The sequence below is a fragment of the [Zimmermannella] bifida NBRC 103089 genome, from assembly GCF_001570925.1.
GTDB lineage: Bacteria > Actinomycetota > Actinomycetes > Actinomycetales > Microbacteriaceae > Gulosibacter > Gulosibacter bifidus.
This window is the reverse complement of record NZ_BCSP01000003.1, coordinates 45,871-71,977: the sequence shown is the minus strand read 5'-3', so window position 1 is coordinate 71,977 and position 26,107 is coordinate 45,871. Positions and strand designations below refer to the sequence as shown.

At 60.3% G+C, this 26,107-nt stretch carries 28 protein-coding genes; 5 read left to right on the top strand and 23 right to left on the bottom strand.

The window, feature by feature from the left end; genetic code table 11:
* Nucleotides 1–17: 17 nt before the first annotated feature.
* From rplM to map, 10 genes are all read right to left on the bottom strand, one after another.
* Complete coding sequence (gene rplM / locus ZBI01S_RS03750; RefSeq protein WP_066056579.1) at nucleotides 18–461, bottom strand: 50S ribosomal protein L13; 444 nt, start codon at nucleotides 459–461, stop codon at nucleotides 18–20.
* Between the two features lie 273 nt (nucleotides 462–734).
* Nucleotides 735–1,667 carry a tRNA pseudouridine(38-40) synthase TruA gene (truA, locus tag ZBI01S_RS03745; RefSeq protein WP_083524478.1) on the bottom strand — a complete coding sequence of 311 codons (933 nt, stop codon included), beginning with the start codon at nucleotides 1,665–1,667 and terminating at the stop codon, nucleotides 735–737.
* Between the two features lie 300 nt (nucleotides 1,668–1,967).
* The gene (gene rplQ / locus ZBI01S_RS03740) at nucleotides 1,968–2,495 is read right to left on the bottom strand and encodes a 50S ribosomal protein L17 (protein ID WP_066056576.1); all 528 of its coding nucleotides are present in this window, start codon (nucleotides 2,493–2,495) and stop codon (nucleotides 1,968–1,970) included.
* Nucleotides 2,496–2,538: 43 nt separating this feature from the next.
* Nucleotides 2,539–3,534, bottom strand: coding sequence for a DNA-directed RNA polymerase subunit alpha (locus ZBI01S_RS03735; RefSeq protein WP_066056572.1), 996 nt, complete (start codon nucleotides 3,532–3,534; stop codon nucleotides 2,539–2,541).
* Between the two features lie 158 nt (nucleotides 3,535–3,692).
* Entirely contained in the window at nucleotides 3,693–4,091 is a 399-nt protein-coding gene (rpsK, locus tag ZBI01S_RS03730; protein ID WP_066056569.1) for a 30S ribosomal protein S11, read from the bottom strand.
* A 50-nt stretch (nucleotides 4,092–4,141) separates the two neighbouring features.
* Nucleotides 4,142–4,510 carry a 30S ribosomal protein S13 gene (gene rpsM / locus ZBI01S_RS03725; protein ID WP_066056567.1) on the bottom strand — a complete coding sequence of 123 codons (369 nt, stop codon included), beginning with the start codon at nucleotides 4,508–4,510 and terminating at the stop codon, nucleotides 4,142–4,144.
* Nucleotides 4,511–4,649: 139 nt separating this feature from the next.
* A complete protein-coding gene (rpmJ, locus tag ZBI01S_RS03720) occupies nucleotides 4,650–4,763 on the bottom strand; it encodes a 50S ribosomal protein L36 (protein WP_066056562.1) in 114 nt (37 codons plus the stop codon).
* Nucleotides 4,764–4,855: 92 nt separating this feature from the next.
* A complete protein-coding gene (infA, locus tag ZBI01S_RS03715) occupies nucleotides 4,856–5,077 on the bottom strand; it encodes a translation initiation factor IF-1 (protein ID WP_066056559.1) in 222 nt (73 codons plus the stop codon).
* Between the two features lie 182 nt (nucleotides 5,078–5,259).
* Nucleotides 5,260–6,252: a malate dehydrogenase gene (locus tag ZBI01S_RS03710; RefSeq protein WP_066056556.1), complete on the bottom strand. Its 993-nt coding sequence runs from the start codon at nucleotides 6,250–6,252 to the stop codon at nucleotides 5,260–5,262.
* Between the two features lie 170 nt (nucleotides 6,253–6,422).
* Nucleotides 6,423–7,268 carry a type I methionyl aminopeptidase gene (map, locus tag ZBI01S_RS03705; RefSeq protein WP_066056554.1) on the bottom strand — a complete coding sequence of 282 codons (846 nt, stop codon included), beginning with the start codon at nucleotides 7,266–7,268 and terminating at the stop codon, nucleotides 6,423–6,425.
* A 283-nt stretch (nucleotides 7,269–7,551) separates the two neighbouring features.
* On the opposite strand from map, the gene ZBI01S_RS03700 reads away from it, so the two are divergent.
* From ZBI01S_RS03700 to ZBI01S_RS03690, 3 genes are all read left to right on the top strand, one after another.
* Nucleotides 7,552–9,024 carry an APC family permease gene (locus ZBI01S_RS03700; RefSeq protein ID WP_083524499.1) on the top strand — a complete coding sequence of 491 codons (1,473 nt, stop codon included), beginning with the start codon at nucleotides 7,552–7,554 and terminating at the stop codon, nucleotides 9,022–9,024.
* A 147-nt stretch (nucleotides 9,025–9,171) separates the two neighbouring features.
* On the top strand, nucleotides 9,172–9,987 hold the full coding sequence (locus ZBI01S_RS03695) for a FadR/GntR family transcriptional regulator (protein WP_083524477.1): 816 nt from the start codon (nucleotides 9,172–9,174) through the stop codon (nucleotides 9,985–9,987).
* Between the two features lie 3 nt (nucleotides 9,988–9,990).
* Nucleotides 9,991–10,695, top strand: coding sequence for a cache domain-containing protein (locus ZBI01S_RS03690; protein ID WP_066056547.1), 705 nt, complete (start codon nucleotides 9,991–9,993; stop codon nucleotides 10,693–10,695).
* Between the two features lie 123 nt (nucleotides 10,696–10,818).
* On the opposite strand, the gene ZBI01S_RS09465 is transcribed toward ZBI01S_RS03690, so the two are convergent.
* The 5 genes from ZBI01S_RS09465 to ZBI01S_RS03665 form a co-directional block, all read right to left on the bottom strand.
* A complete protein-coding gene (locus tag ZBI01S_RS09465; protein ID WP_083524476.1) occupies nucleotides 10,819–12,399 on the bottom strand; it encodes a gamma-glutamyl-gamma-aminobutyrate hydrolase family protein in 1,581 nt (526 codons plus the stop codon).
* Nucleotides 12,396–13,115: a substrate-binding periplasmic protein gene (locus ZBI01S_RS03680; protein WP_066056544.1), complete on the bottom strand. Its 720-nt coding sequence runs from the start codon at nucleotides 13,113–13,115 to the stop codon at nucleotides 12,396–12,398. Before ZBI01S_RS03680 ends, ZBI01S_RS09465 begins: the two co-directional genes overlap by 4 nt.
* A complete protein-coding gene (locus ZBI01S_RS03675; RefSeq protein ID WP_083524475.1) occupies nucleotides 13,115–14,599 on the bottom strand; it encodes a glutamine synthetase family protein in 1,485 nt (494 codons plus the stop codon). The genes ZBI01S_RS03680 and ZBI01S_RS03675 overlap by 1 nt, the downstream gene beginning before the upstream one ends.
* Before the next feature lie 73 nt (nucleotides 14,600–14,672).
* Nucleotides 14,673–15,866, bottom strand: coding sequence for a cytochrome P450 (locus tag ZBI01S_RS03670; protein ID WP_066056981.1), 1,194 nt, complete (start codon nucleotides 15,864–15,866; stop codon nucleotides 14,673–14,675).
* Between the two features lie 23 nt (nucleotides 15,867–15,889).
* Entirely contained in the window at nucleotides 15,890–17,545 is a 1,656-nt protein-coding gene (locus tag ZBI01S_RS03665) for an APC family permease (RefSeq protein WP_083524474.1), read from the bottom strand.
* A gap of 436 nt (nucleotides 17,546–17,981) precedes the next feature.
* Between ZBI01S_RS03665 and ZBI01S_RS03660 the strand changes: the two genes are divergently transcribed.
* Both ZBI01S_RS03660 and ZBI01S_RS03655 read left to right on the top strand, forming a co-directional pair.
* Nucleotides 17,982–18,440 (top strand): flavodoxin domain-containing protein, encoded by a 459-nt coding sequence (locus ZBI01S_RS03660; RefSeq protein ID WP_066056543.1) that lies wholly within the window; start codon nucleotides 17,982–17,984, stop codon nucleotides 18,438–18,440.
* A gap of 12 nt (nucleotides 18,441–18,452) precedes the next feature.
* The gene (locus ZBI01S_RS03655) at nucleotides 18,453–19,700 is read left to right on the top strand and encodes an FAD-dependent oxidoreductase (protein WP_066056978.1); all 1,248 of its coding nucleotides are present in this window, start codon (nucleotides 18,453–18,455) and stop codon (nucleotides 19,698–19,700) included.
* A 155-nt stretch (nucleotides 19,701–19,855) separates the two neighbouring features.
* Here ZBI01S_RS03655 and ZBI01S_RS03650 read toward each other — a convergent pair whose 3' ends face one another.
* From ZBI01S_RS03650 to rplF, 8 genes are all read right to left on the bottom strand, one after another.
* Nucleotides 19,856–21,475, bottom strand: coding sequence for an APC family permease (locus tag ZBI01S_RS03650; RefSeq protein ID WP_066056540.1), 1,620 nt, complete (start codon nucleotides 21,473–21,475; stop codon nucleotides 19,856–19,858).
* Between the two features lie 350 nt (nucleotides 21,476–21,825).
* Complete coding sequence (locus ZBI01S_RS03645; protein WP_245610530.1) at nucleotides 21,826–22,416, bottom strand: adenylate kinase; 591 nt, start codon at nucleotides 22,414–22,416, stop codon at nucleotides 21,826–21,828.
* Nucleotides 22,413–23,774, bottom strand: a complete 1,362-nt coding sequence (gene secY, locus ZBI01S_RS03640) for a preprotein translocase subunit SecY (protein ID WP_066056538.1) — start codon at nucleotides 23,772–23,774, stop codon at nucleotides 22,413–22,415. The genes ZBI01S_RS03645 and secY overlap by 4 nt, the downstream gene beginning before the upstream one ends.
* A gap of 71 nt (nucleotides 23,775–23,845) precedes the next feature.
* On the bottom strand, nucleotides 23,846–24,319 hold the full coding sequence (gene rplO / locus ZBI01S_RS03635; RefSeq protein WP_066056534.1) for a 50S ribosomal protein L15: 474 nt from the start codon (nucleotides 24,317–24,319) through the stop codon (nucleotides 23,846–23,848).
* Nucleotides 24,319–24,504, bottom strand: a complete 186-nt coding sequence (gene rpmD, locus ZBI01S_RS03630; RefSeq protein WP_066056531.1) for a 50S ribosomal protein L30 — start codon at nucleotides 24,502–24,504, stop codon at nucleotides 24,319–24,321. Before rpmD ends, rplO begins: the two co-directional genes overlap by 1 nt.
* On the bottom strand, nucleotides 24,504–25,178 hold the full coding sequence (gene rpsE, locus ZBI01S_RS03625; RefSeq protein ID WP_066056972.1) for a 30S ribosomal protein S5: 675 nt from the start codon (nucleotides 25,176–25,178) through the stop codon (nucleotides 24,504–24,506). The genes rpmD and rpsE overlap by 1 nt, the downstream gene beginning before the upstream one ends.
* A gap of 26 nt (nucleotides 25,179–25,204) precedes the next feature.
* The gene (rplR, locus tag ZBI01S_RS03620; RefSeq protein ID WP_066056528.1) at nucleotides 25,205–25,564 is read right to left on the bottom strand and encodes a 50S ribosomal protein L18; all 360 of its coding nucleotides are present in this window, start codon (nucleotides 25,562–25,564) and stop codon (nucleotides 25,205–25,207) included.
* 2 nt (nucleotides 25,565–25,566) lie between these two features.
* Complete coding sequence (gene rplF, locus ZBI01S_RS03615; RefSeq protein ID WP_066056525.1) at nucleotides 25,567–26,103, bottom strand: 50S ribosomal protein L6; 537 nt, start codon at nucleotides 26,101–26,103, stop codon at nucleotides 25,567–25,569.
* Nucleotides 26,104–26,107: the final 4 nt, after the last annotated feature.

Below are 26,107 nucleotides of genomic sequence, written 5' to 3'. Positions count from 1 at the left end.
CCTTCTTCGTTGTGCCGCTACTGGGCAACCTGGTCAAAGGTGTATGGCTTTGGCTGCTGAGCAGCGTGCGGGTGCTCGGGACCCGCGTACACCTTGAGCTTCTTGATCTGGTCACGGCCGAGCGAGTTCTTCGGGAGCATACCGCGGATAGCCTTTTCAACGGCGCGTTCCGGGCGCTTCTCAAGGAGCTCGGTGTAGCTCTCGGCGCGGAGTCCACCCGGGTAACCCGAGTGACGGTAAGCCTTCTTCTGCTCCAGCTTGGCGCCGGTGAGGGCAACCTTGTCAGCGTTAACGATGACGACGAAGTCGCCGGTGTCAACGTGCGGAGCAAACGTGGCCTTGTGCTTTCCACGCAGGAGCGTGGCAGCGTGCGAGGCAAGACGGCCCAGTACTACGTCGGTTGCGTCAATGACGAACCACTCGCGAGCAATCTCACCCGCCTTGGGAGTGAAGGTACGCATAACTGCATCTTTCAGTCGAAGGGAATGGTCGTGAGTCCCGCTCGATCGTGCGATTCTTACGGATGCGCACTTAATCGTGCGTTCGGCATCCGCGAATCCCACAGCTGAGGGTCCACTTCGATGTCTAACTAACGTCAGACAACCTTTATAGGGTACGCCACCCGATCATGCGCGCGCAATAGGCTGCCAAACTTCGCTACGCCAGCCTTGATCTTGCGACACTATGCGCAATCACCGCAGGGTCCGCATCCGGTTTTCTGTGGATGCGGCAGGCTAGGCCGGCACCGGACCGTCCGGTGGCAGCGGCGTCACGTTGTCGGGCCGCATCGGCTCGACCAATCGCAGGTGTGGCCGCTTCGCGCGGGTTTGCGTCTGGCGCTGCGCGAGTTCTGCTTCGGCGGGGTATCCGACTTCGGTTAGCGTGAGCCCCTTGGCGCCGAGTACCGAGAACGAGTTGGAACGCTGTTCGAGTTCCAGAAGTGCCGGTACGTCTTCGAGCGCGAGTCGTCCCTGCCCTACCGAGGCACACATGCCGACGAGCGAGCGCACCATCGAGTGACAGAACGCATCCGCCTTGACCGTCGCCATGAACACGCCAGGCTCAAGTTGCTGCCACCGGAATTCCTGCAGCGTGCGGACGGTCGTCGCCCCGGCGCGGGGCTTGCAGAAGCCCGCAAAATCATGCAGCCCAATAAGCGTTTCGGCAGCCTGGTTCATTGCTTCGAGGTCGAGTTCGCGGCGTACGAACACGGTTCGGTGCCGCTCCAGCGGGTTTGACTTGGCCGTGATGTCCGCAAGGCGGTACTCGTAGCGACGCCACAGCGCAGAGAATCGTGCGTCAAACGCGGCATCAACTGGTGCAGCCGCGGTGACCACGACGTCGGAGTCGAACCCCAGAATCCCCGACATGCGGCGAACGAATGCCGCTGCGGCATCGTCGTCTCGATTCCCGCGCGCGGTTGCCTGCCACATTTCAGTGGGCAGATCGAGGTGCGCGACCTGTCCGGTGGCGTGCACGCCGGCATCGGTGCGGCCGGCAACGGTGAGCAGTGGGCCATGTTCTGGCAGGTCTCGGTACAGGATGCGGAGGGCATCTTCGAGCGTGCCCTGCACCGTTCGCAATTCTGGTTGCGTTGCCCAGCCACTGAATGCGGAACCGTCGTAGGCGATGTCCAGGCGGATGCGCGTCGTGCTGGGCGAAGTCATGTCCCCCATCTTGCCAGTTCGCGGCGGTGCATCCCGTGCATCGGCCCGGCTCGCCCGGTCTACGACAACAAGCCGGAGCACCAGACGCTTCCCTAGCACTCACCTAACACGCGCCCGCACCGCGTGCTCCGGCTCATCAACATCCAGTCGTTTGCACCAGAACCTGCCGAATTCACCCAAAATGATGAGCCGGAGCACACCGGTCATGGTCCATAACACCGGAAACGCAAAACTGCCCCGCACATGGCGGGGCAGTTTTGCGGTCAAGCTCGAATTACCGAGCCCGGTGTGAAGTTGAAACTACTTGGTTTCTTCTTCAGCAGCTTCAGCAGCAGCTTCTTCGGCAGGTGCCTCGGTTGCTGCAACCTCTTCAGCGACGACTGCTTCTTCAGCTACAACCTCTTCGGCAGGAGCTTCCGTTGCCGGTGCTGCTTCAGCGGCCGGTGCAGCCTTCTTAACCTTTGGGGTTACCGGCTCGAGGACGAGTTCGATAACGGCCATTGGTGCGTTGTCACCCTTGCGGTAACCGGTCTTGATGACGCGGGTGTAGCCACCTTCGCGCTCTGCCATGAGCGGAGCGATCTCGGTGAAGAGCTCGTGAACAACACCGCGGTCGGTGATGGTCTCAAGCACCTTGCGGCGGTTGTGCAGGTCGCCACGCTTGGCCTGGGTGATCAGGCGCTCAGCGATCGGACGGAGACGCTTGGCACGGGTTTCGGTGGTCTGGATGCGCTTGTGCGTGAACAGCTGCGCGGCCATCTGACCCATGATCATCCGCTCGTGTACGGGACCGGCTCCAATACGGGGGCCCTTAGTTGGCTTAGGCATTCGTAGATCTCTTTCTCAAATACGTGTTTCCGCGTGACGCGGTTTAGATGTACTCGCCGCTGTCTTCGCCGGCGCCGTAGAAGTGGGTGCCCTCGAAACCAGGCACGCTGTCCTTGAGCGACAGTCCCATGCTGGTCAGCTTGTCACGAACCTCGTCAACCGACTTCTGTCCGAAGTTGCGGATGTTCATGAGCTGCGATTCGCTCAGGGCTACCAGCTGCGAAACAGTGGTGATGCCTTCGCGCATCAGGCAGTTGTACGAGCGAACCGACAGGTCGAGGTCGTTGATGCTCATCGAGAGTTCCTCGTTGATGACCTGCTCGACCGGAGCCGGGCCGATCTCAATACCCTCGGCTTCAACGTTCAGCTCGCGTGCGAGACCGAACAGTTCAACCAGCGTGCCACCGGCCGATGCAACTGCATCACGTGGTGCCATCGAAGGCTTGGTTTCGACGTCTACGACCAGGCGGTCGAAGTCAGTACGCTCACCGGCACGAGTTGCCTCAACGCGGTAGGTGACCTTCAGTACTGGCGAGTAGATCGAGTCAACCGGAATCTGACCCGTTTCCGAGTAGGTGTTGCGGTTCTGCTGTGCCGAAACGTAGCCACGGCCACGTTCGATGGTCAGTTCGAGCTCGAACTTTGCGTCGTCGTTGAGCGTCGCGATAACCATGTCTGGGTTGTGGATCTCGACACCAGCAGGAGCCGAAATGTCGGCAGCGGTGACTTCACCAGCACCGGTCTTGCGCAGGTACGCAGTGATCGGCTCATCGTGCTCGCTGGACACAACCAGCTGCTTGATGTTCAGGATGATTTCGGTGACGTCTTCCTTCACACCAGCGATGGTGGTGAATTCGTGCTGCACACCGTCAAGACGGATGCTCGTCACGGCAGCGCCGGGGATCGAGCTCAGCAGCGTACGACGAAGCGAGTTACCCAGTGTGTAGCCAAATCCTGGCTCCAGTGGCTCGATCACGAAGCGTGAACGGTACTCTGAGACGTTTTCCTCGGTAAGGGTGGGGCGCTGTGCAATAAGCACTGTGTGGTTCCTTTCGGCTAAGCGTCCGCTATATGACGCCTGGCGTGATCGTGAGTTTGATACTCACGCGAGGTATGTGGTTGTGCGAAAGACAGGCGATCCCGACTCGGTCGGGAAGGTCGCCCACGTTCAATATGACCGGGGCGACCTGGGAGGCATTAGACGCGACGACGCTTCGGTGGACGTGCACCGTTGTGAGCCTGTGGCGTCACATCGGTGATCGAACCAACTTCGAGGCCTGCAGCCTGAAGCGAACGGATTGCGGTTTCGCGACCCGAGCCCGGTCCCTTAACGAAAACGTCGACCTTCTTCATGCCGTGTTCCTGTGCCTGACGTGCAGCAGCCTCAGCAGCAAGCTGAGCGGCAAACGGGGTCGACTTACGCGAGCCCTTGTAGCCAACACCACCCGACGATGCCCAGCTAATAACTGCGCCCGTGGTGTCGGTGATCGAAACGATCGTGTTGTTGAACGTCGACTTAATGTGGGCCTGGCCCACTGCCACGTTCTTGTTGCTCTTGCGGCGCGGCTTGCGCGCTGCGGTCTTTGGGGTTGCCAATTCTTCTCTCCTACGAAACTTGGTTCACTCGCAGCCGGATGAGGGCGCGGTTACTTCTTCTTACCGGCGACGGTGCGCTTCGGGCCCTTGCGGGTACGAGCGTTGGTCTTGGTGCGCTGACCGTGAACAGGCAGACCACGACGGTGACGGAGACCCTGGTAGCTACCGATTTCAACCTTGCGGCGAATGTCGGCGGCAACCTCACGGCGGAGGTCACCTTCTACCTGGTAGGTGCCTTCAATGTGGTCGCGAAGGGCAACGAGCTGCTCGTCGGTGAGGTCCTTCACGCGGGTGTTTCCATCCACGCCAGTCGATTCGAGCGACTTGAGTGCGCGGGTGCGGCCGATGCCGTAGATGTAGGTGAGTGCAACCTCCACGCGCTTTTCGCGTGGGAGGTCAACGCCTGCGAGACGTGCCATTGGAGTGTGCTCCTAGATGGTTGAGGTGTGGTGCAGCGGCTGGGCTCCAGCCTCGAGTCCGAAGGTGTCCCCACCCGTGGTGGTTCTTACCGCTGCGATTTCAGTTTTGAGTTGTTGTAGTTGCCGTATCCGGCGACTACTAGCCCTGGCGCTGCTTGTGGCGCGGGTTGTCGCAGATGATCATTACGCGACCGTGGCGGCGAATAACGCGGCACTTGTCGCACATCTTCTTAACCGAAGGCTTGACCTTCATAGTTGTCTTCTTTCTTACGCTGGCCTCGTGCCGACACGGAAGTGTGCCGGCCGTTCCTTATCCGGCCGTGGAAACGCTGCGAGAGCGGTGGGCTACTTGTAGCGGTAGACGATTCGTCCGCGCGTGAGGTCGTAGGGGCTGAGCTCTACGATGACTCGGTCTTCAGGAAGGATGCGAATGTAGTGCTGTCGCATCTTTCCGGAAATGTGCGCGAGGACCTTGTGCCCGTTCGAAAGCTCAACGCGGAACATTGCGTTAGGCAATGCTTCAACTACCGAACCTTCGATTTCGATGACGCCGTCTTTTTTCGCCATAGCCTCACTGTCACTAGCTTGATTGTTCCCACATGCCGGTCATGCGGAATGGTGCGATTGCCGAGGACACATGAGCGCCCTTCACACAGATCGACCCTCAACTATAGGCAGCTTGACAAACGAAACGCAAGTGGTTTAGGGCGAAATATGCAAGTTATCGGCGTGTCTGCAACGTCGACGCGTTACGCGCCCAAAATGCCGAGCTGTGCAGCCTGTGCTGATTCATCCTGAAGCTCGGCGACGGATGCGTCGATTCGCTGTCGCAGCGCCGGTGCAAGTTCAAGACCGGTCACGACCGACCACTCGCCATCGCGCGCGATCGCAGGTACGCCTGCGATGCATCCTTCTGGAATGCCGTACTCCCCCTGCGAAGGACGCGCGATCGTCACCCAGTCACCTTCGCGAGTGCCGAGCGCCCAGTCGCGCATGTGGTCAATGGCCGCGCTGGCCGCACTGGCCGCCGAGGATGCACCGCGCGCGTCGATGATCGCAGCGCCGCGGGTGGCAACGGTGCGTACGAACTCGCCGTCGAGCCAAGCTTCGTCGGCAATCGCGTCGCGAACCGACTTGGTGCCGATCTGACCGTGAGCAACATCGGGCACTTGTGTGTTCGAGTGGTTACCCCAAACGTGGATGCGCGAAACCTCGCCGGCACTGACACCAGCACGCTGCGCCAGCTGCGCGACCGCACGGTTGTGGTCAAGGCGCATGAGGGCGTGGAATCGCTCGCCCGGAACATCCGGTGCCGCGGCACGCAGAATTGCCGCGTTGGTGTTCGCCGGGTTGCCAACGACGAGCGCGCGGATGTCGTCCGCAGCGTTTTCGGCGATTGCCTTGCCTTGCTCGTTGAAGATGGCACCGTTGGCGGCGAGCAGGTCACTGCGGTCCATACCCGCCTTGCGTGGCATCGCGCCGACGAGTAGCGCCATGTTGGCACCGTCGAATGCCGCGGTAGCGTCATCGGTCACGACAACATCGCGCAACAGCGGGAACGCACCGTCGAGCAGTTCCATCGCCGTGCCTTCGGCTGCGCGAACGGCCTGCGGGATTTCGAGCATCCGCAATTCAACGGGGGTGTCAGCACCGAGCATGCCACCGGATGCGATGCGGAACGCGAGTGCGTAGCCAATGTTTCCGGCCGCGCCGGTGATGGTAATGCGTACTGGTGCGTTCACGGGTTCCTCGCTTTTGTCGGCGTGAGCTGCGCGGCATTAGGTGACGTCCTGCGGCAGCACTTCAGTCACCAAACCTACTGAGCAAACATGACCGGATCCTTGTAATTCGCACCTCTCCCACATGCTCTGGGGAACATGGCCTGGAGATCACTCACGATCGCCGTGCTGGCTTACGGCTGCACCGGCACGATACCGAACGGCGCGAGCCCGGCGGCACCACCATCGTGGGCCGTGGTTACCCAGATTCCGTCTTTGTGACGGATAACGGTGTGCTCCCAGTGCGCCGTGGGAGTGCCATCAACCGCGCGCACCGACCATTCATCGTCGTCGATGCCGACGTCGGGGCTGCCACCTGTGAGCATCGGTTCGATGCAGATCGCCAGGCCGGCCTTAACAACGGGGCCGCGGCGACGAACGCGGTAGTTAAACACGGTAGGTTCTTCGTGCATATTGCGGCCGATGCCGTGGCCGGTGAAGTTCTCGAGGTTGCCGAGCGGCCCCGGCTGCTCGTCAATGGCGTCTTCGATCGCACCGCCGATGTCGTTCATGTGGCGCGCAGTAGCGACGGCGGCGATGCCGTGCCACATGACTTCGCGGGTGGCGTTCGAAACGCGGTGGGCCTCGCGAACCCAGACATCACTGTGGGCGGTACCGGATGCATCCGAATCGTCGCCGGGGACGATAAAGGTGCGTGCCGAGTCACCGTTCCAACCGTTCAGCTGCGCACCGCAGTCAATCGACACGATGTCGCCGGGCTGCAGTGGGGTTTCATTGGGGATGCCGTGGACCACGACGTCGTTGACCGACGCGCAGACGGTGTGGTGGTAGCCGTCGACGAGCTGGAAGTTTGGCTCTCCCCCGGCTTCGCGGATGACGCGTTCGGCGATGGCATCGAGTTCGAGCGTGGAGATTCCCGGCCGGATGGCCGCTTCGACCGCGTCGAGGGCCTGTGCGGTAAGGATGCCCGCGGGCACCATCATGCGGAGTTCATCGGGAGTCTTGTAAATCGAACGCATGCTACGAGCCTACGCCCTACCGGGATGCGCGTGTCGTAGCGGATGCGTACGGATGCACTTACCGTCGCAAGCTCCGAACTACGCCAGAAATCACAACGATTCACCCCGGCGAGCCTTGCTTGCAAGAACTGACAAAACGTGAGGTCGAAATTGGATTATCTACACAAATTGCCAAATAAATGAACGTGGATCAGTTGATGCATCCGCAAATATTGGTTAGGTTACCGTTCGTCCTGCTTCAATTTACGGCCGCAATGACGCGGCCAGAAATGGTTCAACGATGATGAGTACGACAAATTCCGCTTCCCCACATTCGCCGCCTGCTCAGGAGCAGGGTGAGTTCAAGCGCAGCCTGGGTATGTGGGCAACCCTTACCCTCGGTGTCGGCGCCATGGTCGGCTTCGGCTGGGTCACCCTCGTTGGTGGCTGGATTGACAGCGCCGGTTCGTTCGGTGCCGCCGGCGCATTCTTGATCGGTGGCTTCATGATGGCCATCGTTGCCCTCGTGTACTCCGAGCTGGTCGCGGCCATGCCCAAGGCCGGTGGCGAGCACAACTACATTATGCGTGGCCTCGGCCCACGCTGGTCGTTCATCGGTTCATGGGCGATCACCGGTGGTTACGCCACGGTTGTCGCGTTCGAGGCGGTGGCGCTGCCGACCGCAATCAACCACGTCTTCTCCCTTGACCACATCAAGCTGTGGGAGATTTCGGGCTCCGAGGTGTTCCTTGACTGGGCACTCGTCGGTTCGCTCGTGGCCATCATCATTACGATCATCAACATCGTCGGCGTCAAGATCGCCGGTAGCTTCCAGATGTTCGTTGTGATCTTCCTCTTCGCGATCGGTGCGCTGCAGCTGTTTGGTGCCGCCACCAACGGCGACCCCGCAATGATGGAGCCGCTGTTCAAGGATGGCTCGACCGGATTCTTCGCTGTTCTCGTAGTCGTACCGTTCATGTTCGTCGGCTTCGACGTCATCCCGCAGGCCGCCGAGGAAGTCGACCTGCCGCCGCGCACCACCGGCCGGCTCTCGTTCATCTCGGTGATCGTGGCCGCGTTCTGGTACATCATGATCGTGCTCACCGTGTCGGTGGCACTGCCAGAAAGCGCTATTGCCGAGTCGACCCTGCCTGCTGCTGACGCTATGGCTGCACTGTTCAACAGCAACGTCTTCGGCAACATCATGGTCGCCGCCGGTATCGCCGGTATCGTCACCTCGTGGAACTCGCTGCAGATGGGCGCATCCCGCCTGCTGTACTCGCTCGCACACGCAGGCATGCTGCCGGCATGGCTGGGCAAGCTCCACCCACGCTTCGGCACGCCAGTGAACGCACTGCTCGTGCTCGGTGGTATCGCCACGATCGCGCCGTTCTTCGGCAAGTCGGCACTGACCTGGATCGTGGACTCGGGTTCGCCAATGATCGTGCTCGCCTACCTGCTGGTTTCGATCTCGTTCGTGATCCTGCGTAAGCGCGAGCCGAACATGGACCGCCCGCTGCGCATCGGTGGTAGCGGCAACTTCGGTGTCGTGATCGGTGTCCTTTCGGCCATCATCACCGCGTTCCTCGTAACCCTGTACATGCCAGGTATGCCCGCTGCGCTCACCGTAGAGCCATGGATCATCTTCGGCCTGTGGTGGCTGGTAGGTATGGTCTTCTTCCTGCGGATCCCCGGCGGAATCAAGCCTGGGCCTACGGCCGAAGACGAACTGCTGAAGGTCGTCAACGCACGCAAGTCGCAGCAGCTGCAGCGATAGCAGCACGCGACGCACGTCAGTAACCGGCGGGGCGGGGTGAATACATCCCGCCCTGCCGGTTTCGCTTACGATGGCCAACACACGCCAGCGCGACACAGACACAGACACAGACACAGACACAGACACAGACACAGACAAGGGAGCCGAATGGACGTGGCAAACCGGGCCCTGCAACCGAGCCATCCTGCGACCGAGCCGATTACGCTCGCTCCAGCATCAGGTGCACTCGGCGCGTCGGTGTTCGCTTCACTCCCACCGTTCGACCGAGCAGAAGCGATCGCGTCCCGACTCCGGTCATCGATTCGGGTTGGCCTGCTGCAAGAAGGAACGCGCCTGCCGAGCGAGTATGAGATGGCCGAATCGTTCTCGGTTTCGCCCGCCACACTGCGGGATGCGCTGGCAACGCTGCGGGAGGAGGGTCTCGTCGAGACTCGTCGTGGCCGAAATGGTGGCACATTCGTTGTCGCGGTCCCGGAAACTGCCCGCAGCGTACTCATCCAACATTTGAGTTCCTACAGCGTTGTCGACCTGCGCGACCTCGGCGACACCCACATCGCGTTGGCCACCGCCAGCGCGCGACTCGCTGCCGACCGCGCCGTCTCCACCGATATCTCACGGCTGCGTCAACTCGTCAAGGTATTTCGCACCGCAGCGGATGCGGCTGATCGGGCCCGAGCAGATAGCCGGTTCTGGCTTGAGCTCGCCGTGGTCGCCCAATCCAAGCGAATCCTTGCCCTGGAGATTGAGCTTCAGCTCGAATTCGCTGGGCTGCTGTGGGCTCCGTTCCACCGCGAACGAAGCCACACCGAAGCCGCATCCCAAATGACCCAATTGGTTGATGCTCTTGAACAACCGGACGCCGAACGCGCCGTCGCCATTACCTCGGCTCGCCTGCGTGCCGATACGTATTACCTCATTGACACCAAGCTGACACTCTCGATCAACGACGATCAGGAAGGTTAGGACATGCCATCTGTAAGTACCGCCCAAGACCTCGGACCGGCCATCGCGGCCGAGTTGGACCAAATTCACGCCGAGCTCGCCACGAGTGCTGCAGCGCTCAGCACGCTGCTCAAGATTGACGAGGCAGGACAAATTCAAGCGATCTCGGACGAGACGCAAGACCTTATTTTTACCCGCGCCCGGGCGCTAATGACCGAACTACCACTCGTCCACGGTTCAGGCGTCATTTTGGACATCGACCGAGCAGAACTCCCCACGCAATCGATCATGTGGCAGATCCGCGATGGTGAGGACTTTGCGACCTACAACTTCTCGTTTGAAGGTAGCGGTCCGGAATACTACGACTTCAAACAGCAGCCCTGGTACGCGATGCCGGTTTCGACCAAACAGCCAAACACCTTCGGCCCGTACTTTGATTACACCGGCGTTGATGAATTCATCGTCACGCTTACGTCACCTTACTACGATGCAACCGGCTTGGTTGCGCTGGCCGGAGCAGACGTAACGGTTGATGCGTTGCAGCAGTGGTTTACCCAGGCGACACGAGGGCTTCCCGGCACCTTCGTGCTTGCACACCCCGAGGGCCGCATATTGTGCGCAAACTCCGCGAGATTCTTGCCGGGGACAAAGATTGATTCGAGTTCCGGCCTCATTGCCAAGCCGCTACCAACGATGCAGCCGACGTTTACACTCTGGCGGGCACCCTAGACAACACGTCCGAGTGCCCGCCAAGCGGTCCGGCCCCGTAAACACTGACGGTGTTCAACCTAGCGACCGGTGAGTGGTGCCTCAGATTTGCGGAGCAGCGCGATCCCCCAGCCACCTGAGACATCATGCCGCTCGCAGGGCGCGCTTAGCCCGGGCTTGCGAGACGAATGCATTGAACATCGCCAACCGGTCGGCAGCCGCACCGTCGTCATCCTCCGGATGCCATTGCACACCCACGATCCAGGTGTTGTCGATACGTTCAACCGCTTCAATAACACCGTCGTCCGCGCGTGCGGCAATTTGCAGGCCCACACCGGGCACGGCGACGGCCTGGTGATGCCCACTTCGGACGGTCAGACGCTCACGTGCAAACACCTCGTGTACGCGTGTGCCCGCAACCAGGGAAATTTCCTCATCATGGAACATTCCGGTCCCATCCGTCACGCGATGGAGATCAGCCGGCTCGAGGTCCGGAATGAGCGTCCCACCGCACGCGACATTGAGCAACTGTGAACTGCGACAAATCGCCAGCATGACTTGATCCTGCGAGATCGCAGTTCGCAACATGCGGAGCTGTCGCTCGTCGCTACGCGGATCTTTCCCGTACTCGTTGGCGACCGGGCCATCGTAACCGTACAGTGCGCCATCGACGTCGCCGCCGCCGAGCATACAAACACCATCGGCTTGAGCGATCGCCTCGTAGTTCGGTGTTGCATCGTCAGTCACGTCAACCAATGAGACAGTCGCTCCCAGACTGCGCAATGTCTCGACCGTCACGGTAGTGAAACGCTTGATGAGCTCATACGTCTCCCAGTTCTGGTCGCTCAGGTTGAGTTGCGCAACAACGGCGATATGCACGTCACCATCTGCCACGGCCGACTGCATGACTTCTTCCTTGGTAAGCAGCGGCGGCGGCGGCGTCTTGTTCGGGACTACCGCGCTGCCACTTTCGCGAGCGCGCATCCGCTCACGTGCCTCGGCAACAATCCAGTCAAAGCACCGCTGATCGACTTCCAGTTCGTGCGCCCGGTCTTCGGGGTGCCACTGAACGGCAAGGATGCGTTTGCTCGCGTCCTCGAGCGCCTCGACCGCGCCGTCAGGCGCGACGCCGGTTACCGTCAGACCGCCGCCGATGCGGCCTACGGCCTGGTGGTGGTAGCTCGAGACCTGGATGCGCACGAGGTCGTTACCCTGCGCATCCGTTTCACGAGTGCCCAGGTCGCCGAGCACTCGTGCCGCGAGCGAATCGGCGGCAAGGGTGACGTCGTGAACAGTACCCACATGACCAAGGTCCGGCGTTTGCCAGTGCTGCACCATGTCACCGCCGCGCTCGACGTTCCACAGCTGCATGCCGCGGCAGATTAGCAAGGCCGGCAGCCCGAGTTCTTCCGCTTGTCGGATGGCGCGTGCGTCCGCATCGTCTTGGCCGGCGAAGTCGGTCCCGGCGTAGGTCTCGTCGGCGGCCTGCCCATAACGTGCCGGGTCGATATCCGATCCGCCGGGCAAAACCAATCCATCAACGTGATGCCAGATTGTGGCACCAGCATTCGGCGCAATGATCACTGGTTCTCCACCGGCACGAACCACGGCGTCGATGACGGCGCTCGCGACGACGGCTCCAGAAAACCTCAGGCCGTTAACCTTTGCCGACTGCATCGCGGGGACCGCAATAATTGGCCGCCGCGCTCCCTCGTGCTGTGTCATGATGGTCGCCCCTTTCTCAAAGCTTCCGCTGGATACGGCAGGTCAGGCATCCAGCGCCCCCAAACTTCTTGCAGTTCACCGCTGTCGATGACGTCCGCGAGCGCTGCATCCAGTTGTGCGAGTAACTCGGGGTTCGTTTTCGCGACCCCAATTCCCCACGGGTTCTCGGTTGGGGCGGTGAACGCAATGTCGAACTCAGGTTCGTCGCCAAGCGGCACCGTCACGACGTCGTCATCAACCATTGCGTCGACGCTGCCGTCGCGAACGGCCGCAATCATGTCGCCGAACACATCATCGGATGCGCCGAACGGTACGACTTGGACTCCGGGGAACGTTTCAGCGAGCCGCATATTTGCGCTGGCTTCGATCGCCGCTACCCGGTATCCGGCGAGGTCCTCCGGGGAACGCGCCGGGTCACCGGCGCGCACGAGTACGGATTCGTTGAACACGGCATATGGGCGAGTGAACGCTACCTGCTCCTGCCGCGATGGGATGATGCCCTGTCCGCACCAAACCGCATCCGCATCCCCGCGCTGGACTGCTGGAATCATGTCTTCCCACGGCAGGATGACCCACTCGATGTCGCGCCCGAGCTTGGCCGCGACCAGAGCGGCGGCTTCGGGCTCATACCCGGGCCGCGTGGCCCCGCCGTCCGGGCTCAGCCCGAACAGCGGTTCCGCCGCCGAATCAATACATGCAAGTCGGAGGCTTTCCATTACGGAATCGCCTGCCAGTACTGGTTGAACTCCCACTCAGTGACCGCGCCGCAGTAGCGCGCCCACTCATCCGACTTCATGTCGAGGTAAACCTGACGCAGGTCGTCTGGCAGGTATGCCTGAATGAATTCATCCTCACGGAACGACTCGATTGCCTCACCGAGCGACATGGGCAGGGTTTCGCCTTCGCTACCGGGTGCCGGCGGTTCAATTTGGTTGCCGATACCGTCGGCCATTGCTGCGGTGAGCAGGGCATGCGAGAGGTAAGGGTTGACCGACGAGTCAGGCACACGAACTTCGGCACGACCAATGGCCGAGATACGGACCATCGAACCGCGGTCGTCCAGGCCCCAGTTTGCGCGGGCGGGTGCGAACTGACCCGGGTCCCAGAATCGCTTGTACGAGTTGACGGTGCTCGCCATCACGAGCATCATGCCGCGCGCATGCTTGAGGATGCCGCCGATCGCCCAACGTCCGAGCTGCGACATGTGCAGGGTCGTTTCGCCCGGTGTGATGAACGAGTTATTGCCTTCGTTGTCCCAGAGCGAGAGGTTGTGATGGCAGCCGTTACCCATCGAACCGAGGTACGGCTTGGGCATGAACGAGGCTTCGACGCCAAACTCGCGAGCAACCTGTGAGCACACCTGTCGGTAGGTAACCAGTCGGTCGGCAGTGCGTTCGATGTCGTCGAACTGCCAGTTGAGTTCAATCTGGCCCTGGTCTTCGTAGTCACCTTCGATCATGTCGAAGTCGAGTGCCGAGCAGTACTCTTCGAGTCGCTTGTAGATCGGTCGCATGACTTCAAGGTTTTCAACTTGGTATGCAGGGCTGTGCCCCGGGATGAGCGTGGGCTTGATCGACTCGCCAGCCCAGACCATCTCGGGTTCGGTGCCCGACTTCATGGTCAGTTTGAAGATGTCCTTCATGAGTTGGTGCGTGCGCTGCATGTTCGCGCGCGAGTCGATCGCGTTCGGGCGGCCACCAACGGTTGGCAGGTGCTCAGGCTCGTACGCAGCGCAGAAGATGCGACCAACCTCGTTGTCCCAGGGCAGCTGCTGGAAAGTTTCGGGCTGAGGCAAGCCGACGAACTCTTTCGCTTCGACGCCACCACCGATGAGGTTGCCGAAGATGTCCGATTGCAAGTCACTCAGCGCCGTGCGGTGAAAGCTGATGCCCTTTTCAAGGTTGCGAACCACGTGCTTCGCCGGCACCATTTTCGCGACCGTGCGTGCCCCAAGCGTGGGCAGCATGTAATAGAGGTACTTGACGCCCGAACGCTCGATCTTCTCGGTAATTTCGGCGACCGTGTCATCCGACAGGTTGGCTTCCTTGTGGCGGTTAAGCGCACCATTGTCGTGCAGCGCCGAGTCGACTCGGTCTCGGTAAATCTCCGACAGGTTGCCGCCGAGTTCAATCGCTGCAGTCTGCAGCTTCTCGATGTGGGGCTCTCGCTCCGTCGTGGTTGGGGTAGCGAACGTAGTCATGGTGTTACTCCTCGTTGAGTGTTCGGTTGAAATCGTGTTGGATTCGCGCGGTTAGCGAACGTGGTTCCGGGTCTTAGCGTTTGGTGAAGCGCACCGGCAGGTTCTCGGGGCCGGTGTTTCCGGAGTCCGGCAACCAGGTGGCGTTACCGATCTGGAGGTCGGTGATGCGGGTCGCGAGCGCAGGTAGGGCCGCCATCATGTCCGACCGGGCAACAAACTGCCCGATGCAGTTGTGAACGCCACCACCGAAGGCGAAGTTTGGCGCACGCTCCGCGTCGAGATCGATCTGTTCAGCGTCGATGAATGCTTCGGGGTCGGTACCCGAAATCATCGTGAACATGTGCACGGTCGTGCCCTGCTCAATCGTGAGCCCCTTGTATTCAAAGGTTTCCGCCGCTTCGCGGGTCACCCAACGGGTTGTTGGATTCAACCGCAGCATTTCTTCCACAGCATTCTTGGCATACTTCTCGGGTTCTGCCGCGAGCTTTTCCCACTGTTCCGGCTGCTTTGAGAACGACTGCATCGCGAGCCCGAGCTGGTTGCGGGTCGTATCCATGCCACCAAAAATAAGCAGCACCACGAGATTCTGAAGCTCCGCATCCGTGAGCTTGTCACCGTCGCGGTTCTCGCTTACGAGTCGCGTCAAGAAGTCATCCTTTGGATTCTCTTGACGGTCTCGGATGAGCGCCGCGCCATATTCCTGCAACTCCGTCAGCGCAGCGTCGATGCTCTCCTGTTCTTCCTTGAAGGTCACGCCGAGCGCCGCCCCGATCTTCGACCCGAGGTCGTTAATCTTCACCCAATCGGCTTCGTCGATACCAAGCAGGATGCACAGCACTCGGGTGGCAAACGGGGCCGCGAACTCGTTGACGAATTCAACTTCGCCGCGGTCGATCCAGTTGTCAATGAGTTCGTTCGCGAGCTCATCAAATCGTCCCGCGAGCTTCTTGATCTTGCGTGGCGAAAACGCGGGGTTGGTGAGTCGACGGATGCGGTCGTGATCGGCGCCTTCAAGCACCAGCAGGTTCTCCTTCCACCAGTCATGGAATGGACCGCTATGTACGCCGTTGTGTTCGGGCCACTGCGCGGAGCCCTGAATGAAGTGGGTGCTCTTCATGAGCGCCGCATTGTCTTCGTAGGACAGGATCGCAAGACCGTAGTTCGTCTCGGCATACCAGTTGGCATCGCGAGCTGCTCGAACGGCTTCCGAGTCCATGGCGAACTCAGGGTCGGCGATATTGAGGTACGGGACGGTCAAGGTTGACATTGGTCGCTCCTTTGCGATGGTCATTACTTGGTGATGCGGTTCTGGGCGGATTTCCGCGGCCGGTGTGGGTAGAGGTTTGGGTTACCGCCATCGAGTCGAATGGCCAGGTCCACGACCTCTTCGGACTGAGCGATGGGCTCTGCGTAGCGGAGGTCGATTACGCCGGTGTGTGCGTCTCCGGTGGGGCCGCCGCCGCGCAGGTGCGGCTTGGCGGTGAAGAGGTACAACAGACCAGCCACGAGCACGATGCCACTCACAATCGCTACGATCCACGCCTGGTACCACGGCACATCCGGGACCGGAACGATCAGGGTGTACATCGCGAAGCACTGGTAGCCCAACGCTAGGATGCTCACGACCCAACCGAGGCCACCCATGGTGAATTGACCGCGCGGCTGCCAGCCCTTGGCACGGGCGCGAATCGACGCGACCACGACCGAAGCGAAAGCCATGTAGATGCCGAAAGCAGCAAACGAAAGGATCGCCATCAGCGCATCTGCACTCAGCAGCGAGAGCACGACGAACGCTGCGGGAAGGATGCCGGCGAGCACCAGTGCGTACGGAGGTACTGCACGCTCGCGGTTGAACTTGCCCAAGAGCGTCGATCCCGGAAGCTGCTTGTCGCGACCCATCGAGTACATCAGGCGGGATGCGGCCGCCTGCAGCGAGATCGTGCAGCTCAGGTACGAAACGAGCACGATGGCGAGCACAATCTTGAACCCAACCGGCCCGAATGCCTCAACGAATACCGCACCAACCGGGTCGGTTGCCGTGCCGTCCATCACCGCTGCAAAGTCCGGCACCGACAGGATGAGGCCGAGCGCGATGAACATCGAAGCAATACCTCCGATGTAGATCGTCATGCGCATCGCCTTGGGGATCACACGGCTTGGGTCTTGCACCTCTTCGGCAACGTCACCGTTGGCTTCGAAGCCGTAGTACAGGTAAATACCGAAGATTGCCGAGGCGATGAAGGCACCGATGAACGGTGTCGATTCCTGAAGCTCAGCCGGACGGAAGTCGGTGAACAGCACGCTGAGGTCGTGCTTGCGGGTGGCGATAAACAGCCAGATGCCGATGCACACAGTGGCGACGATCTCCAGCACGAACCCGACGAAGGCGACTTTGGCCAAGAACTTGGTGCCGCCGAAGTTGGTGAGTGTGGCCAGGAGCAAAATGGCGAGTGCGAGCATGACATTTGCCATTGGCGTCATCTCAATGTCAAAGAGCGCGCCCAAGAATGGCCCGGCACCGTAGGCAACGGACGCGATCGTGGCAGTGATCGCAATCGCGTAGATCCAGCCAGAGATCCAGCCCCATTTCGGGCCCCACAGTCGGCGGTTCCACGGGTAGATGCCACCAGCAATCGGGTACTGCGAGACGACTTCACCGAAGACGCACGCGACGAGTAGCTGGCCGACACCGGCGACCACGAGCATCCAGAATGCCGGTGGCCCCGCAATCGCGAGCGATACGGCGATCGTGGTGTACACACCAACGACCGGCGAGAGGTAGGTAAAACCAAGCGCCAGGTTCCCCCAGAACCCCATGTCGCGCTTGAACTCGCTGGCCTGTTCTTCCTGGCCGACGTTGCGGTGTGGTTCGGGTTCGAGATGAGCGTGGGATGCGGCGGCTGCAGAAACCTGTGCATCTGCACGTTTAAGGTCTTGTGATTGCATGTTGATGCTACCTGCTTTCGTACGGCTCCATTGCCTGAGAATGCGAGATCGTCGTTGATCTACTGCGGGTATACGACAGGCCGCCAACTGGCTCCCTATCGGTGACCGAAACATTACATACACTTTTGCCTGTTTTCAAGAATTGCAGAAAATCAACACCTTGAACCCTCGCGATACGCGAAGACTCGGGCAACACGCCGCAATACCATCGCGGCACCTCAGTTTGGCAGCACACTGAAACACCCAGTGCAGGCTTGCACTTCAAGCAACTAAAGCTACACTGGCGTTGGTTTTACGATCTCGCCGGCGAACGACCGGCGGTCAATGCCAACGTCACTCCCCCACACAGGGCGACCCACGAGTGACGGCTCAGCAACGGTGTTGCGGAGCAAGACGCGGGACGCAACGACGCGCCCCTGACGCAAAGGAGCTAACTATGACCATCCGCATCATTTTCGGGACCGAAAGTGGCAATGCCGAGCTCATTGCATCCGACATCGAAGACCAGCTCAGCGCTGATCACGAGGTCGAAGTTGAAGACCTCGCGGAAATCGATGTCAACGACTTCTCGGCAGACGACGTTCACCTAGTGATCTGTTCCACCCATGGCGAGGGCGACCTCCCGTACAGTGCTCAGCCATTCGTGGCCGCACTCAACGAGGCAACACCCGACCTTACGGGGATCCACTACGCCATGTTTGGTCTTGGCGACAGCACCTACAAGAACTACAGCCGTGGCAGCGAACGGGTGGATGAAGCACTCACGGATTGCGGCGCCAAGCGCGTTGGTGACTATGGTCGCCACGATGCGGCTTCATCACAGGACCCTTCTGAGCTGGGGATTGCCTGGGCCGAGCAAACTCTCGCCGCATGGCCAGTGGCATCAGCGGTGTAAGGCGTGGTCGAAATGACTTCACCATCCTCCCCCACGATTGCCGTGGTCGGCTCCGGCCCATCGGGCTGTTACTCAGCTCAGGCGATCCTGAAGCGAATTCCGGATGCACAAATCACGGTGTTTGACCGCCTCCCGGTTCCGTTTGGCCTCGTTCGGTTCGGTGTCGCAGCTGACCACCAGGGCACCAAGGGCGTCACGCGACAGTTCGCGCGTCTATTTGAAAAGCAGGGCGTACGGTTCGTTGGCAATGTCGGCATCGGTGCTGACATTGAATTCCAGCAGCTGCGCGAGGCCTTTGACGCCGTTGTCATTGCGACAGGTCTGCATGTTGACCGTGAGCTTGGGATTCCTGGCGAGGTCCTTCCCGGCGTCGCGGGGGCCGGACGCATCACGCGGTTGCTGAACAGCCACCCCGATGAATCCCCCGAGTCATATCGGGCCTTGGGACAGCGCGTCGCCGTAGTGGGTCAGGGCAATGTCGCAATCGACTTGCTCCGGCTGCTCACGAAGACCCCCGAGGAGCTTGACGCGTCCGACATCAATGACGCCGGCCATCAAGCGCTTAGCCGAGGCATGAATGAACTGCATTCGGTCGGACGCAGTGGTGTCGAAGACGCGAAGTTCGACAACTCGATGCTGCACGAGCTCATTGGCATCGAAGGTGTCCGCCACGTCATGCACTTCGCTTCGCCCGAGCATAAACCCGTCTCCGGTTCGGAGCGCGCCGAACTGATCGATCAGTTGACCACACCGCAGAGCGCGGAGCGCGGCGAAGTGCACTGGTGGTTCGGCTACTCTCCCGTCGCCATTGGCGGTGATCAAGCCGTGTCCTCACTCACATTGCAGAACCTGGCGACTGAAAATCGGGAACAGATCAATGTCGATGGCGTGATTACCGCCATCGGTTTCACTGGTGACACGATCACGGAAATCGATGACGGGGCCAAGGAGACCGGCCGAGTAAACAGGGGCCTTTACGTAGCGGGCTGGGCACGTCGTGGTCCACGCGGCACGATCGCCGCACAACGTACAGATGCCAAAGCGCTCGCTGAGATCATTGCGGAAGACATCGAGCAAATCGTTGCAGCGTCCGATAATCGTCCAGCTGGTTGGGATGCGGTAGCCCCACTCCTCACGAACGCCACAGACTACGCCGGATGGCAGCGCATCGACGAACTTGAGCGAGCAGCAGCAAACCCCGGTCGCGTGCGACAGAAGCTTCATACGCTCGGCGAATTGCTGCAAGTAGCCAGTTCGTAGAAGAAACTATCTCCAAAGTGGTGCGCTCCAGGAGAGTTCGAGGTGCTGAGCACCCCTGACTGCTGGATATTGCACCACTTTGGAGATCACCGGACCAGCAGACAACAAGAAAGCCGCCCCGGCTCACGCCGGGGCGGCTTTCACGTGTGCCAGACCTAATGCATACGACCCTGATCCTGGTCCCGTTCCTGGTGCGGGTACAGGTTCGGCTTACCGCCGCCCATACGCACGGCCAGGTCCACGATCTCCTCCGACTGCGCAATCGGCTCTGCGTAACGCAGGTCGACAACACCGGTGCGCGCATCCTCTGCGATACCGCTACCACGCAGGTACGGCTTCGAGACGAACAGGTACGCAACACCGATCAGTACCACGATCGCGCTGACGCAAAGCACGATGTACTCCTGGAAGAAGTTTTCGGCACCTTCGACCGGCTGGGCGATAACGACCATGGCGAACACCTGGTACAGGATGGCCGCAATCGAGACGACCCAACCGAATGTGCCCATGCTGAAGTGGCCCTTCGGCTTCCAGCCCTTGGCGCGCGCACGGATCGATGCGATGACGACCGATGAGAACGCGAGGTAGATGCCGAACGAAGCGAACGAGAGAATCGCGATCAGTGCATCCGGACTCAGCAGCGAGATCACAACGAATACGCCAGGCAGCACCGCGGCCACCAGCAGCGCGTACGGAGGCACAGCACGGTCGCGGTTGAACTTGCCGAGCAGGTGCGAGGCCGGAAGCTGCTGGTCACGGCCCATCGAGTACATGAGACGCGATGCAGCAGCCTGCAGCGAAATCACGCAGCTCAGGAACGACACCAGCACGATTGCAATGACGACCTTGAAACCACCAGTACCGAACGCCTCAACGAGGATCTCGCCTACCGGGTCGGTGGCGGTGCCGTTAATGACCGCAACGTAGTCGGGCACCGACAGGATGAGGCCAAGCGCGAGGAACATCGACGAGATACCACCGATGTAGATGGTCATACGCATTGCGCGTGGGATCACGCGGCTCGGGTCGCGCACCTCTTCGGCAACGTCACCGTTGGCTTCGAAACCGTAGAAGAGGAAGATACCGAACAGCGCCGACGCCAGGAACGCCGCCATGAACGGCGTCGCTTCCTGCATTTCAGCCGGACGGAAGTCGGTAAACAGCACGCTCAGGTCGTGCTTGCTGGTCTTGATGAACAGCCACAAACCGATCACGACCGTGGCGATAATTTCGAGCACGAAGCCGATAAACGCCACATTGGCGAGCAGCTTGGTACCGCCAAAATTCGTCAGCGTCGCAAATGCGAGGATGGCCAGCGCCAGCATCACATTGGCTTGGTCGTTCATTTCGATGTCGAAGAGCGCACCGAGGAACGGACCGGCACCGAACGCGACCGACGCGATCGTGGCGTTAATGGCTACGGCGTAGATCCATCCCGACATCCAACCCCACTTGGCGCCCCAAAGACGGCGGTTCCATGGGTAGATACCGCCAGCGATCGGGTACTGCGAGACGACTTCACCGAAGACGCACGCAACCAGCAACTGCCCCAGACCCGCAACTGCGAGCATCCAGAATGCTGGCGGGCCCGAGATACCCATGGCCAGGCCAAAGGTCGTGTACACACCCACAACGGGCGAAAGATAGGTGAATCCCAGCGCCAGGTTGCCCCAGAATCCCATGTCTCGCTTGAACTCGCTCTCGGCATGCGTCGCCGGAGCATCGACAGTCACGCCCGCGGACTGGGCGTATTGGCTTGTAAGTTGTTCCTGCATTTCCTTACCTGTTCATTCGTGGCGTCATTGCCAGTGAGCTTCATTGCTACAGGTGTTGGAACGTCAGTGCGCGTTCAGTCTTTGTCCACACTGACGAATCAACTGGCTACGATCATGCCCTATTTCTCGGCCAAATGTGAACCCTATTCAATTATTTCTTCGCAGGATGCACCCGGTACGGCAAAACTTCAGCACACGGCAACCCGACGGTTACGTCCCGGCCACTACACCCCACGGTCGTCGGCTCGCTCCCACGCGCCCACCGCCCCACCCGGAAACGCCAAAAACGGGGCCAACCCGAAAGTTGGCCCCGCTGGTACCGCAAACACTTATGCGGCAATGCCTGTGCGTTAGGCAGCCGGCACGAAACCTGCGGCGGCAAGTCCGTCAAGAATACGCTGTGCGACTTCCTCAACGGTGCCCATGCCATCAACCTTCACGAGCGCGTCGCGCGCAGCGTAGATGTCGAGGATCGGCGCGGTCTGTTCGCGGTAGACGTGCTGACGGTGACGAATCACCTCTTCGGTGTCGTCAACGCGACCCTGCTCTTGCGCGCGCTTCAGCAGACGCGTGACTACTGCATCCTCGTCAGTCACCAATTCGATGACGACGTCGAGCTTTGCGCCCTCGGATGCGAGCAGCTCGGTCAGGAAGTCGACCTGGCCGGCGGTGCGTGGGTAGCCGTCAAGCAGGAAGCCGTTAGCGGCGTCAGCCTGACCGAGACGGTCCTGAATGAGCTCGTTGGTCAACGAGTCAGGAACGAGCTGTCCCTGTTCGGTGATGGCCTGAACCTTTTTGCCAAGTTCAGTGCCGTTCTTGATGTTCGCGCGGAAGATGTCACCGGTCGAGATAGCGGGCACATCGAACGCAGCAGCGAGCGCTCCGGCCTGAGTTCCCTTACCGGCGCCTGGTGCGCCAACGATAAGCATGCGAATGGTCATCGGAGAAGTCCTTCGTAGTTTCGCTGCTGCAGCTGCGCATCGATCTGCTTGACGGTCTCAAGACCGACACCAACCAGAATCAGAATCGAAGCACCACCGAACGGGAAGTTCTGGTTGGCGCCAACGAAGGCCAGCGCGAACAGTGGCAGCAGCGCGATGATGCCCAGGTAGATCGAACCCGGGAACGTAATGCGGTTCAAGACATAGGTGAGGTAGTCAGCAGTTGGCTGGCCGGCACGGATACCGGGCACAAATCCACCCTGCTTGCGCATGTTCTCTGCAACCTCATCCGGGTTGAACGCGATGTACACGTAGAAGTAGGCGAAACCAATGATGAGCAGGAAGTACGCCACCATGTACGGCCACGAGTCACCGCTCACGAAGTTGTTCTGCAACCAGACAACCCATTCCGGTGGCATGCTGCCGTCGCTAGGCGTGTTGAACTGTGCGATCAGCATCGGAAGCATCAGCAGCGACGAGGCGAAGATAACTGGAATAACACCAGCCTGGTTCACCTTGATCGGGATGTAGGTCGACTGGCCGCCGTACGCACGGCGTCCGATCATACGGCGCGCGTACTGAACGGGGATACGGCGCTGCGACTGCTCAACAAATACAACGGCGACAAGCACAAAGAATGCGAGCAACAGGATCAGACCGAAGGTCAACCCACCACCGGCGCCGTTGACGAGCGACCACATTGCCTGCGGGAAGCTCGCGCAGATTGAGGTGAAGATGAGCAGCGACATACCGTTACCGACACCGCGTTCGGTGATGAGCTCACCGAACCACATGATGACGGCGGTACCTGCAGTAAGCGCCGCGATCATGATGATCATGCGGATGACGTTGGTCGTGATATCACCCGGCGTCGTTTCGGGCACGAGGTTCAGCACCTGGTTACAGGCAGGGTTGGCGTTCATGCCGAACAGCCCGCCGGTGCGAGCCACGGTCAGCAAGGTGGTCGACTGCAGCACAGCAAGTGCGATGGTGAGGTATCGCGTGTACTGAGTCAACTTGGCTTGACCGGTCTGCCCCTCCTTGTAGAGGGTCTCGAAGTGTGGCACGACGACGCGCAGCAGCTGCACGATGATCGACGCCGTGATGTACGGCATGATGCCGAGGGCGAAGATCGACAGCTGCATCAACGCACCACCCGAGAACATGTTCATCATGTTGAACAGGTTGGTTTGTCCGTCAGCGCCCATGCCCGAGACACAGGTCTGAACGTTGCCATAGTTCACGTGCGGAGCCGGAACAGTGGTGCCGAAACGGTAGATGGCAATCATTCCAAGCGTGAACAGAATCTTCCGACGGAGGTCGGGAGTCTTGAACACCCGGGCGATGGCACTAAACACGCGTGCTGCCTGCTTTCATTGGTGGATAAACAAGAAACGGGGCCGGAATCACCGGCCCCGTCACTTGGGAATTACTTAATGGAGCCGCCTGCGTCGACGATCTTCTGCTCCGCGGAGCTCGAGACCTTGTCGACAGCAACATTCAGCTTAACGGTAAGTTCACCAGTTCCGAGAACCTTTACAAGTTCGTTCTTGCGAACGAGGCCCTTGTTTACGAGTTCTTCAACGGTGACGTCGCCGCCATTCGGGAAGGCCTCTTCAAGCTGGTACAGGTTGACAACCTGGTATTCCTTACGGAATGGGTTCTTGAAGCCGCGCAGCTTAGGCGTACGCATGTGCTGCGGCATCTGGCCACCCTCGAATCCGAGACGCACGGTGGTACGTGCCTTCGAACCCTTGGTACCGCGACCAGCGGTCTTACCCTTGGATGCTTCACCGCGACCCTTACGGATGCGGCTCTTCTTTGCGCCCGGAGCAGGACGAAGATCGTGCAGCTTGGTTACGCCGCCTTCTTCGCGCTCAGTAGCGTTCTCGTTGTTTGCCATTATTCGTTGATCTCCTCAACCTTAACCAGGTGAGCAACCGCACGTACGTAGCCGCGAAGCTGCGCGTTGTCTTCACGAACAACCGAGTCGCCAATGCGCTTGAGGCCAAGCGAGCGAAGGGTGTCGCGCTGGTTCTGCTTTTCGCTGATGATCGACTTGATCTGAGTGATCTTTACGTTCGCCATTACGAACCAACCTTTGCAGCCTTAGCGGCCTGTTCTGCTGCGCGAGCCTGGTCACGGCGGATGCGCTCGGGCACGACGTGCTCGAAGTCAAGGCCACGACGTGCAGCAACTGCGCGCGGCTCTTCGAGCTGCTTGAGTGCTTCCACGGTCGCGTGAACGATGTTGATGGTGTTGGACGAACCGAGCGACTTGCTCAGGACGTCGTGCACGCCAGCGCATTCAAGCACGGCACGCACCGGACCACCGGCAATAACACCGGTACCCTCGGCAGCGGGGCGCAGCAGAACTACACCGGCGCTTGCCTCACCCTGTACGGGGTGCGGGATGGTCTTGAGGACGCGAGGAACGCGGAAGAAGTTCTTCTTAGCTTCTTCAACACCCTTCGAGATCGCCAGCGGAACTTCACGGGCCTTGCCGTAGCCAACGCCAACGAGGCCGTTACCGTCACCGACAACAACCAGAGCGGTGAAGCTGAAGCGACGACCACCCTTAACAACCTTCGAAACGCGGTTGATGGTTACAACGCGCTCGAGGAACTCGTTGCCCTTGTCTTCCTGGCGGTCGCGACGGCCACCACGCTGCTGGCGGTCACGCTGACCACCGCGGCGCTCACGGCCATCTTCGCGGGTGTTTGACTCGCTCGATGCAGCGGTCTCAACGGGAGTGTCCGACATGTTCTCGGGCACGGTAGTGTTTTCGCTCACAGGTTCAGCCCTGCCTCTCGTGCTGCTTCGGCGATGGCCGCAACGCGACCTGCGTACTTGTTACCGCCACGGTCGAAAACAACTTCCTCAACGCCGGCGGCCTTGGCGCGCTCGGCGACGAGTTCGCCAACGCGACGAGCCTTAGCGGTCTTGTCACCTTCGAACGTGCGCAGTTCCGCTTCCATGGTCGACGCCGATGCGAGGGTGTGACCCTGGCTGTCGTCGATGACCTGAACGAACACGTGGCGTGCCGAACGGGTTACGGACAGGCGCGGCCGTGCAGCCGTGCCAACGATCTTCTTGCGGAGCCGTGCGTGGCGACGACCACGGGCTGCCTGCTTGCTCTGCTGAGCCATGGTTACTTACCAGCCTTTCCGGCCTTGCGGCGAACGTGTTCACCCGCATAGCGAATGCCCTTGCCCTTGTAAGGCTCTGGCGGACGAATCTTACGGATCTTGGCGGCAGTTTCACCGACAAGCTGCTTGTCAATACCGGTGATGGTTACCTTGTTCTGGCCTTCAACCGCGAAGGTGATGCCAGCCGGAGCTTCAACGTTGACCGGGTGCGAGAAGCCGAGAGCGAATTCGAGGTTCGAGCCCTTTGCTACCACGCGGTAACCGGTACCGACAACCTCGAGTTCCTTCTGGTAACCCTTGGTGACACCGATGATGTTGTTGAAGATGAGGGTACGGATGAGGCCGTGCAGCGAACGCGATTCGCGCTCGTCGTTCGGGCGCGAAACGGTTACAGTACCGTCTTCGACCTTGACCTCGATCGGGCTTGGGATCTCGAGCGAGAGTTCGCCCTTCGAGCCCTTAACGACTACTTCCGAGCCGTCGACCTTGATGTCGACGCCTGCGGGGATCTCAATTGGGAGACGTCCAATACGCGACATTATT

What these genes read in the sequence shown, in the direction of transcription:
- rplM (WP_066056579.1), bottom strand. Translation starts at nt 461, where the DNA reads ATGCGTACCTTCACTCCCAAGGCGGGTGAGATTGCTCGCGAGTGGTTC.
- truA (WP_083524478.1), bottom strand. Translation starts at nt 1,667, where the DNA reads ATGACTTCGCCCAGCACGACGCGCATCCGCCTGGACATCGCCTACGAC.
- rplQ (WP_066056576.1), bottom strand. Translation starts at nt 2,495, where the DNA reads ATGCCTAAGCCAACTAAGGGCCCCCGTATTGGAGCCGGTCCCGTACAC.
- rpsM (WP_066056567.1), bottom strand. Translation starts at nt 4,510, where the DNA reads ATGGCACGTCTCGCAGGCGTTGACCTCCCACGCGAAAAGCGCGTGGAG.
- rpmJ (WP_066056562.1), bottom strand. Translation starts at nt 4,763, where the DNA reads ATGAAGGTCAAGCCTTCGGTTAAGAAGATGTGCGACAAGTGCCGCGTT.
- infA (WP_066056559.1), bottom strand. Translation starts at nt 5,077, where the DNA reads ATGGCGAAAAAAGACGGCGTCATCGAAATCGAAGGTTCGGTAGTTGAA.
- map (WP_066056554.1), bottom strand. Translation starts at nt 7,268, where the DNA reads ATGCGTTCGATTTACAAGACTCCCGATGAACTCCGCATGATGGTGCCC.
- ZBI01S_RS03700 (WP_083524499.1), top strand. Translation starts at nt 7,552, where the DNA reads ATGAGTACGACAAATTCCGCTTCCCCACATTCGCCGCCTGCTCAGGAG.
- ZBI01S_RS03695 (WP_083524477.1), top strand. Translation starts at nt 9,172, where the DNA reads ATGGACGTGGCAAACCGGGCCCTGCAACCGAGCCATCCTGCGACCGAG.
- ZBI01S_RS03690 (WP_066056547.1), top strand. Translation starts at nt 9,991, where the DNA reads ATGCCATCTGTAAGTACCGCCCAAGACCTCGGACCGGCCATCGCGGCC.
- ZBI01S_RS09465 (WP_083524476.1), bottom strand. Translation starts at nt 12,399, where the DNA reads ATGACACAGCACGAGGGAGCGCGGCGGCCAATTATTGCGGTCCCCGCG.
- ZBI01S_RS03680 (WP_066056544.1), bottom strand. Translation starts at nt 13,115, where the DNA reads ATGGAAAGCCTCCGACTTGCATGTATTGATTCGGCGGCGGAACCGCTG.
- ZBI01S_RS03675 (WP_083524475.1), bottom strand. Translation starts at nt 14,599, where the DNA reads ATGACTACGTTCGCTACCCCAACCACGACGGAGCGAGAGCCCCACATC.
- ZBI01S_RS03670 (WP_066056981.1), bottom strand. Translation starts at nt 15,866, where the DNA reads ATGTCAACCTTGACCGTCCCGTACCTCAATATCGCCGACCCTGAGTTC.
- ZBI01S_RS03665 (WP_083524474.1), bottom strand. Translation starts at nt 17,545, where the DNA reads ATGCAATCACAAGACCTTAAACGTGCAGATGCACAGGTTTCTGCAGCC.
- ZBI01S_RS03660 (WP_066056543.1), top strand. Translation starts at nt 17,982, where the DNA reads ATGACCATCCGCATCATTTTCGGGACCGAAAGTGGCAATGCCGAGCTC.
- ZBI01S_RS03655 (WP_066056978.1), top strand. Translation starts at nt 18,453, where the DNA reads ATGACTTCACCATCCTCCCCCACGATTGCCGTGGTCGGCTCCGGCCCA.
- ZBI01S_RS03650 (WP_066056540.1), bottom strand. Translation starts at nt 21,475, where the DNA reads ATGCAGGAACAACTTACAAGCCAATACGCCCAGTCCGCGGGCGTGACT.
- ZBI01S_RS03645 (WP_245610530.1), bottom strand. Translation starts at nt 22,416, where the DNA reads ATGACCATTCGCATGCTTATCGTTGGCGCACCAGGCGCCGGTAAGGGA.
- rplO (WP_066056534.1), bottom strand. Translation starts at nt 24,319, where the DNA reads ATGGCAAACAACGAGAACGCTACTGAGCGCGAAGAAGGCGGCGTAACC.
- rpmD (WP_066056531.1), bottom strand. Translation starts at nt 24,504, where the DNA reads ATGGCGAACGTAAAGATCACTCAGATCAAGTCGATCATCAGCGAAAAG.
- rpsE (WP_066056972.1), bottom strand. Translation starts at nt 25,178, where the DNA reads ATGTCGGACACTCCCGTTGAGACCGCTGCATCGAGCGAGTCAAACACC.
- rplR (WP_066056528.1), bottom strand. Translation starts at nt 25,564, where the DNA reads ATGGCTCAGCAGAGCAAGCAGGCAGCCCGTGGTCGTCGCCACGCACGG.
- rplF (WP_066056525.1), bottom strand. Translation starts at nt 26,103, where the DNA reads ATGTCGCGTATTGGACGTCTCCCAATTGAGATCCCCGCAGGCGTCGAC.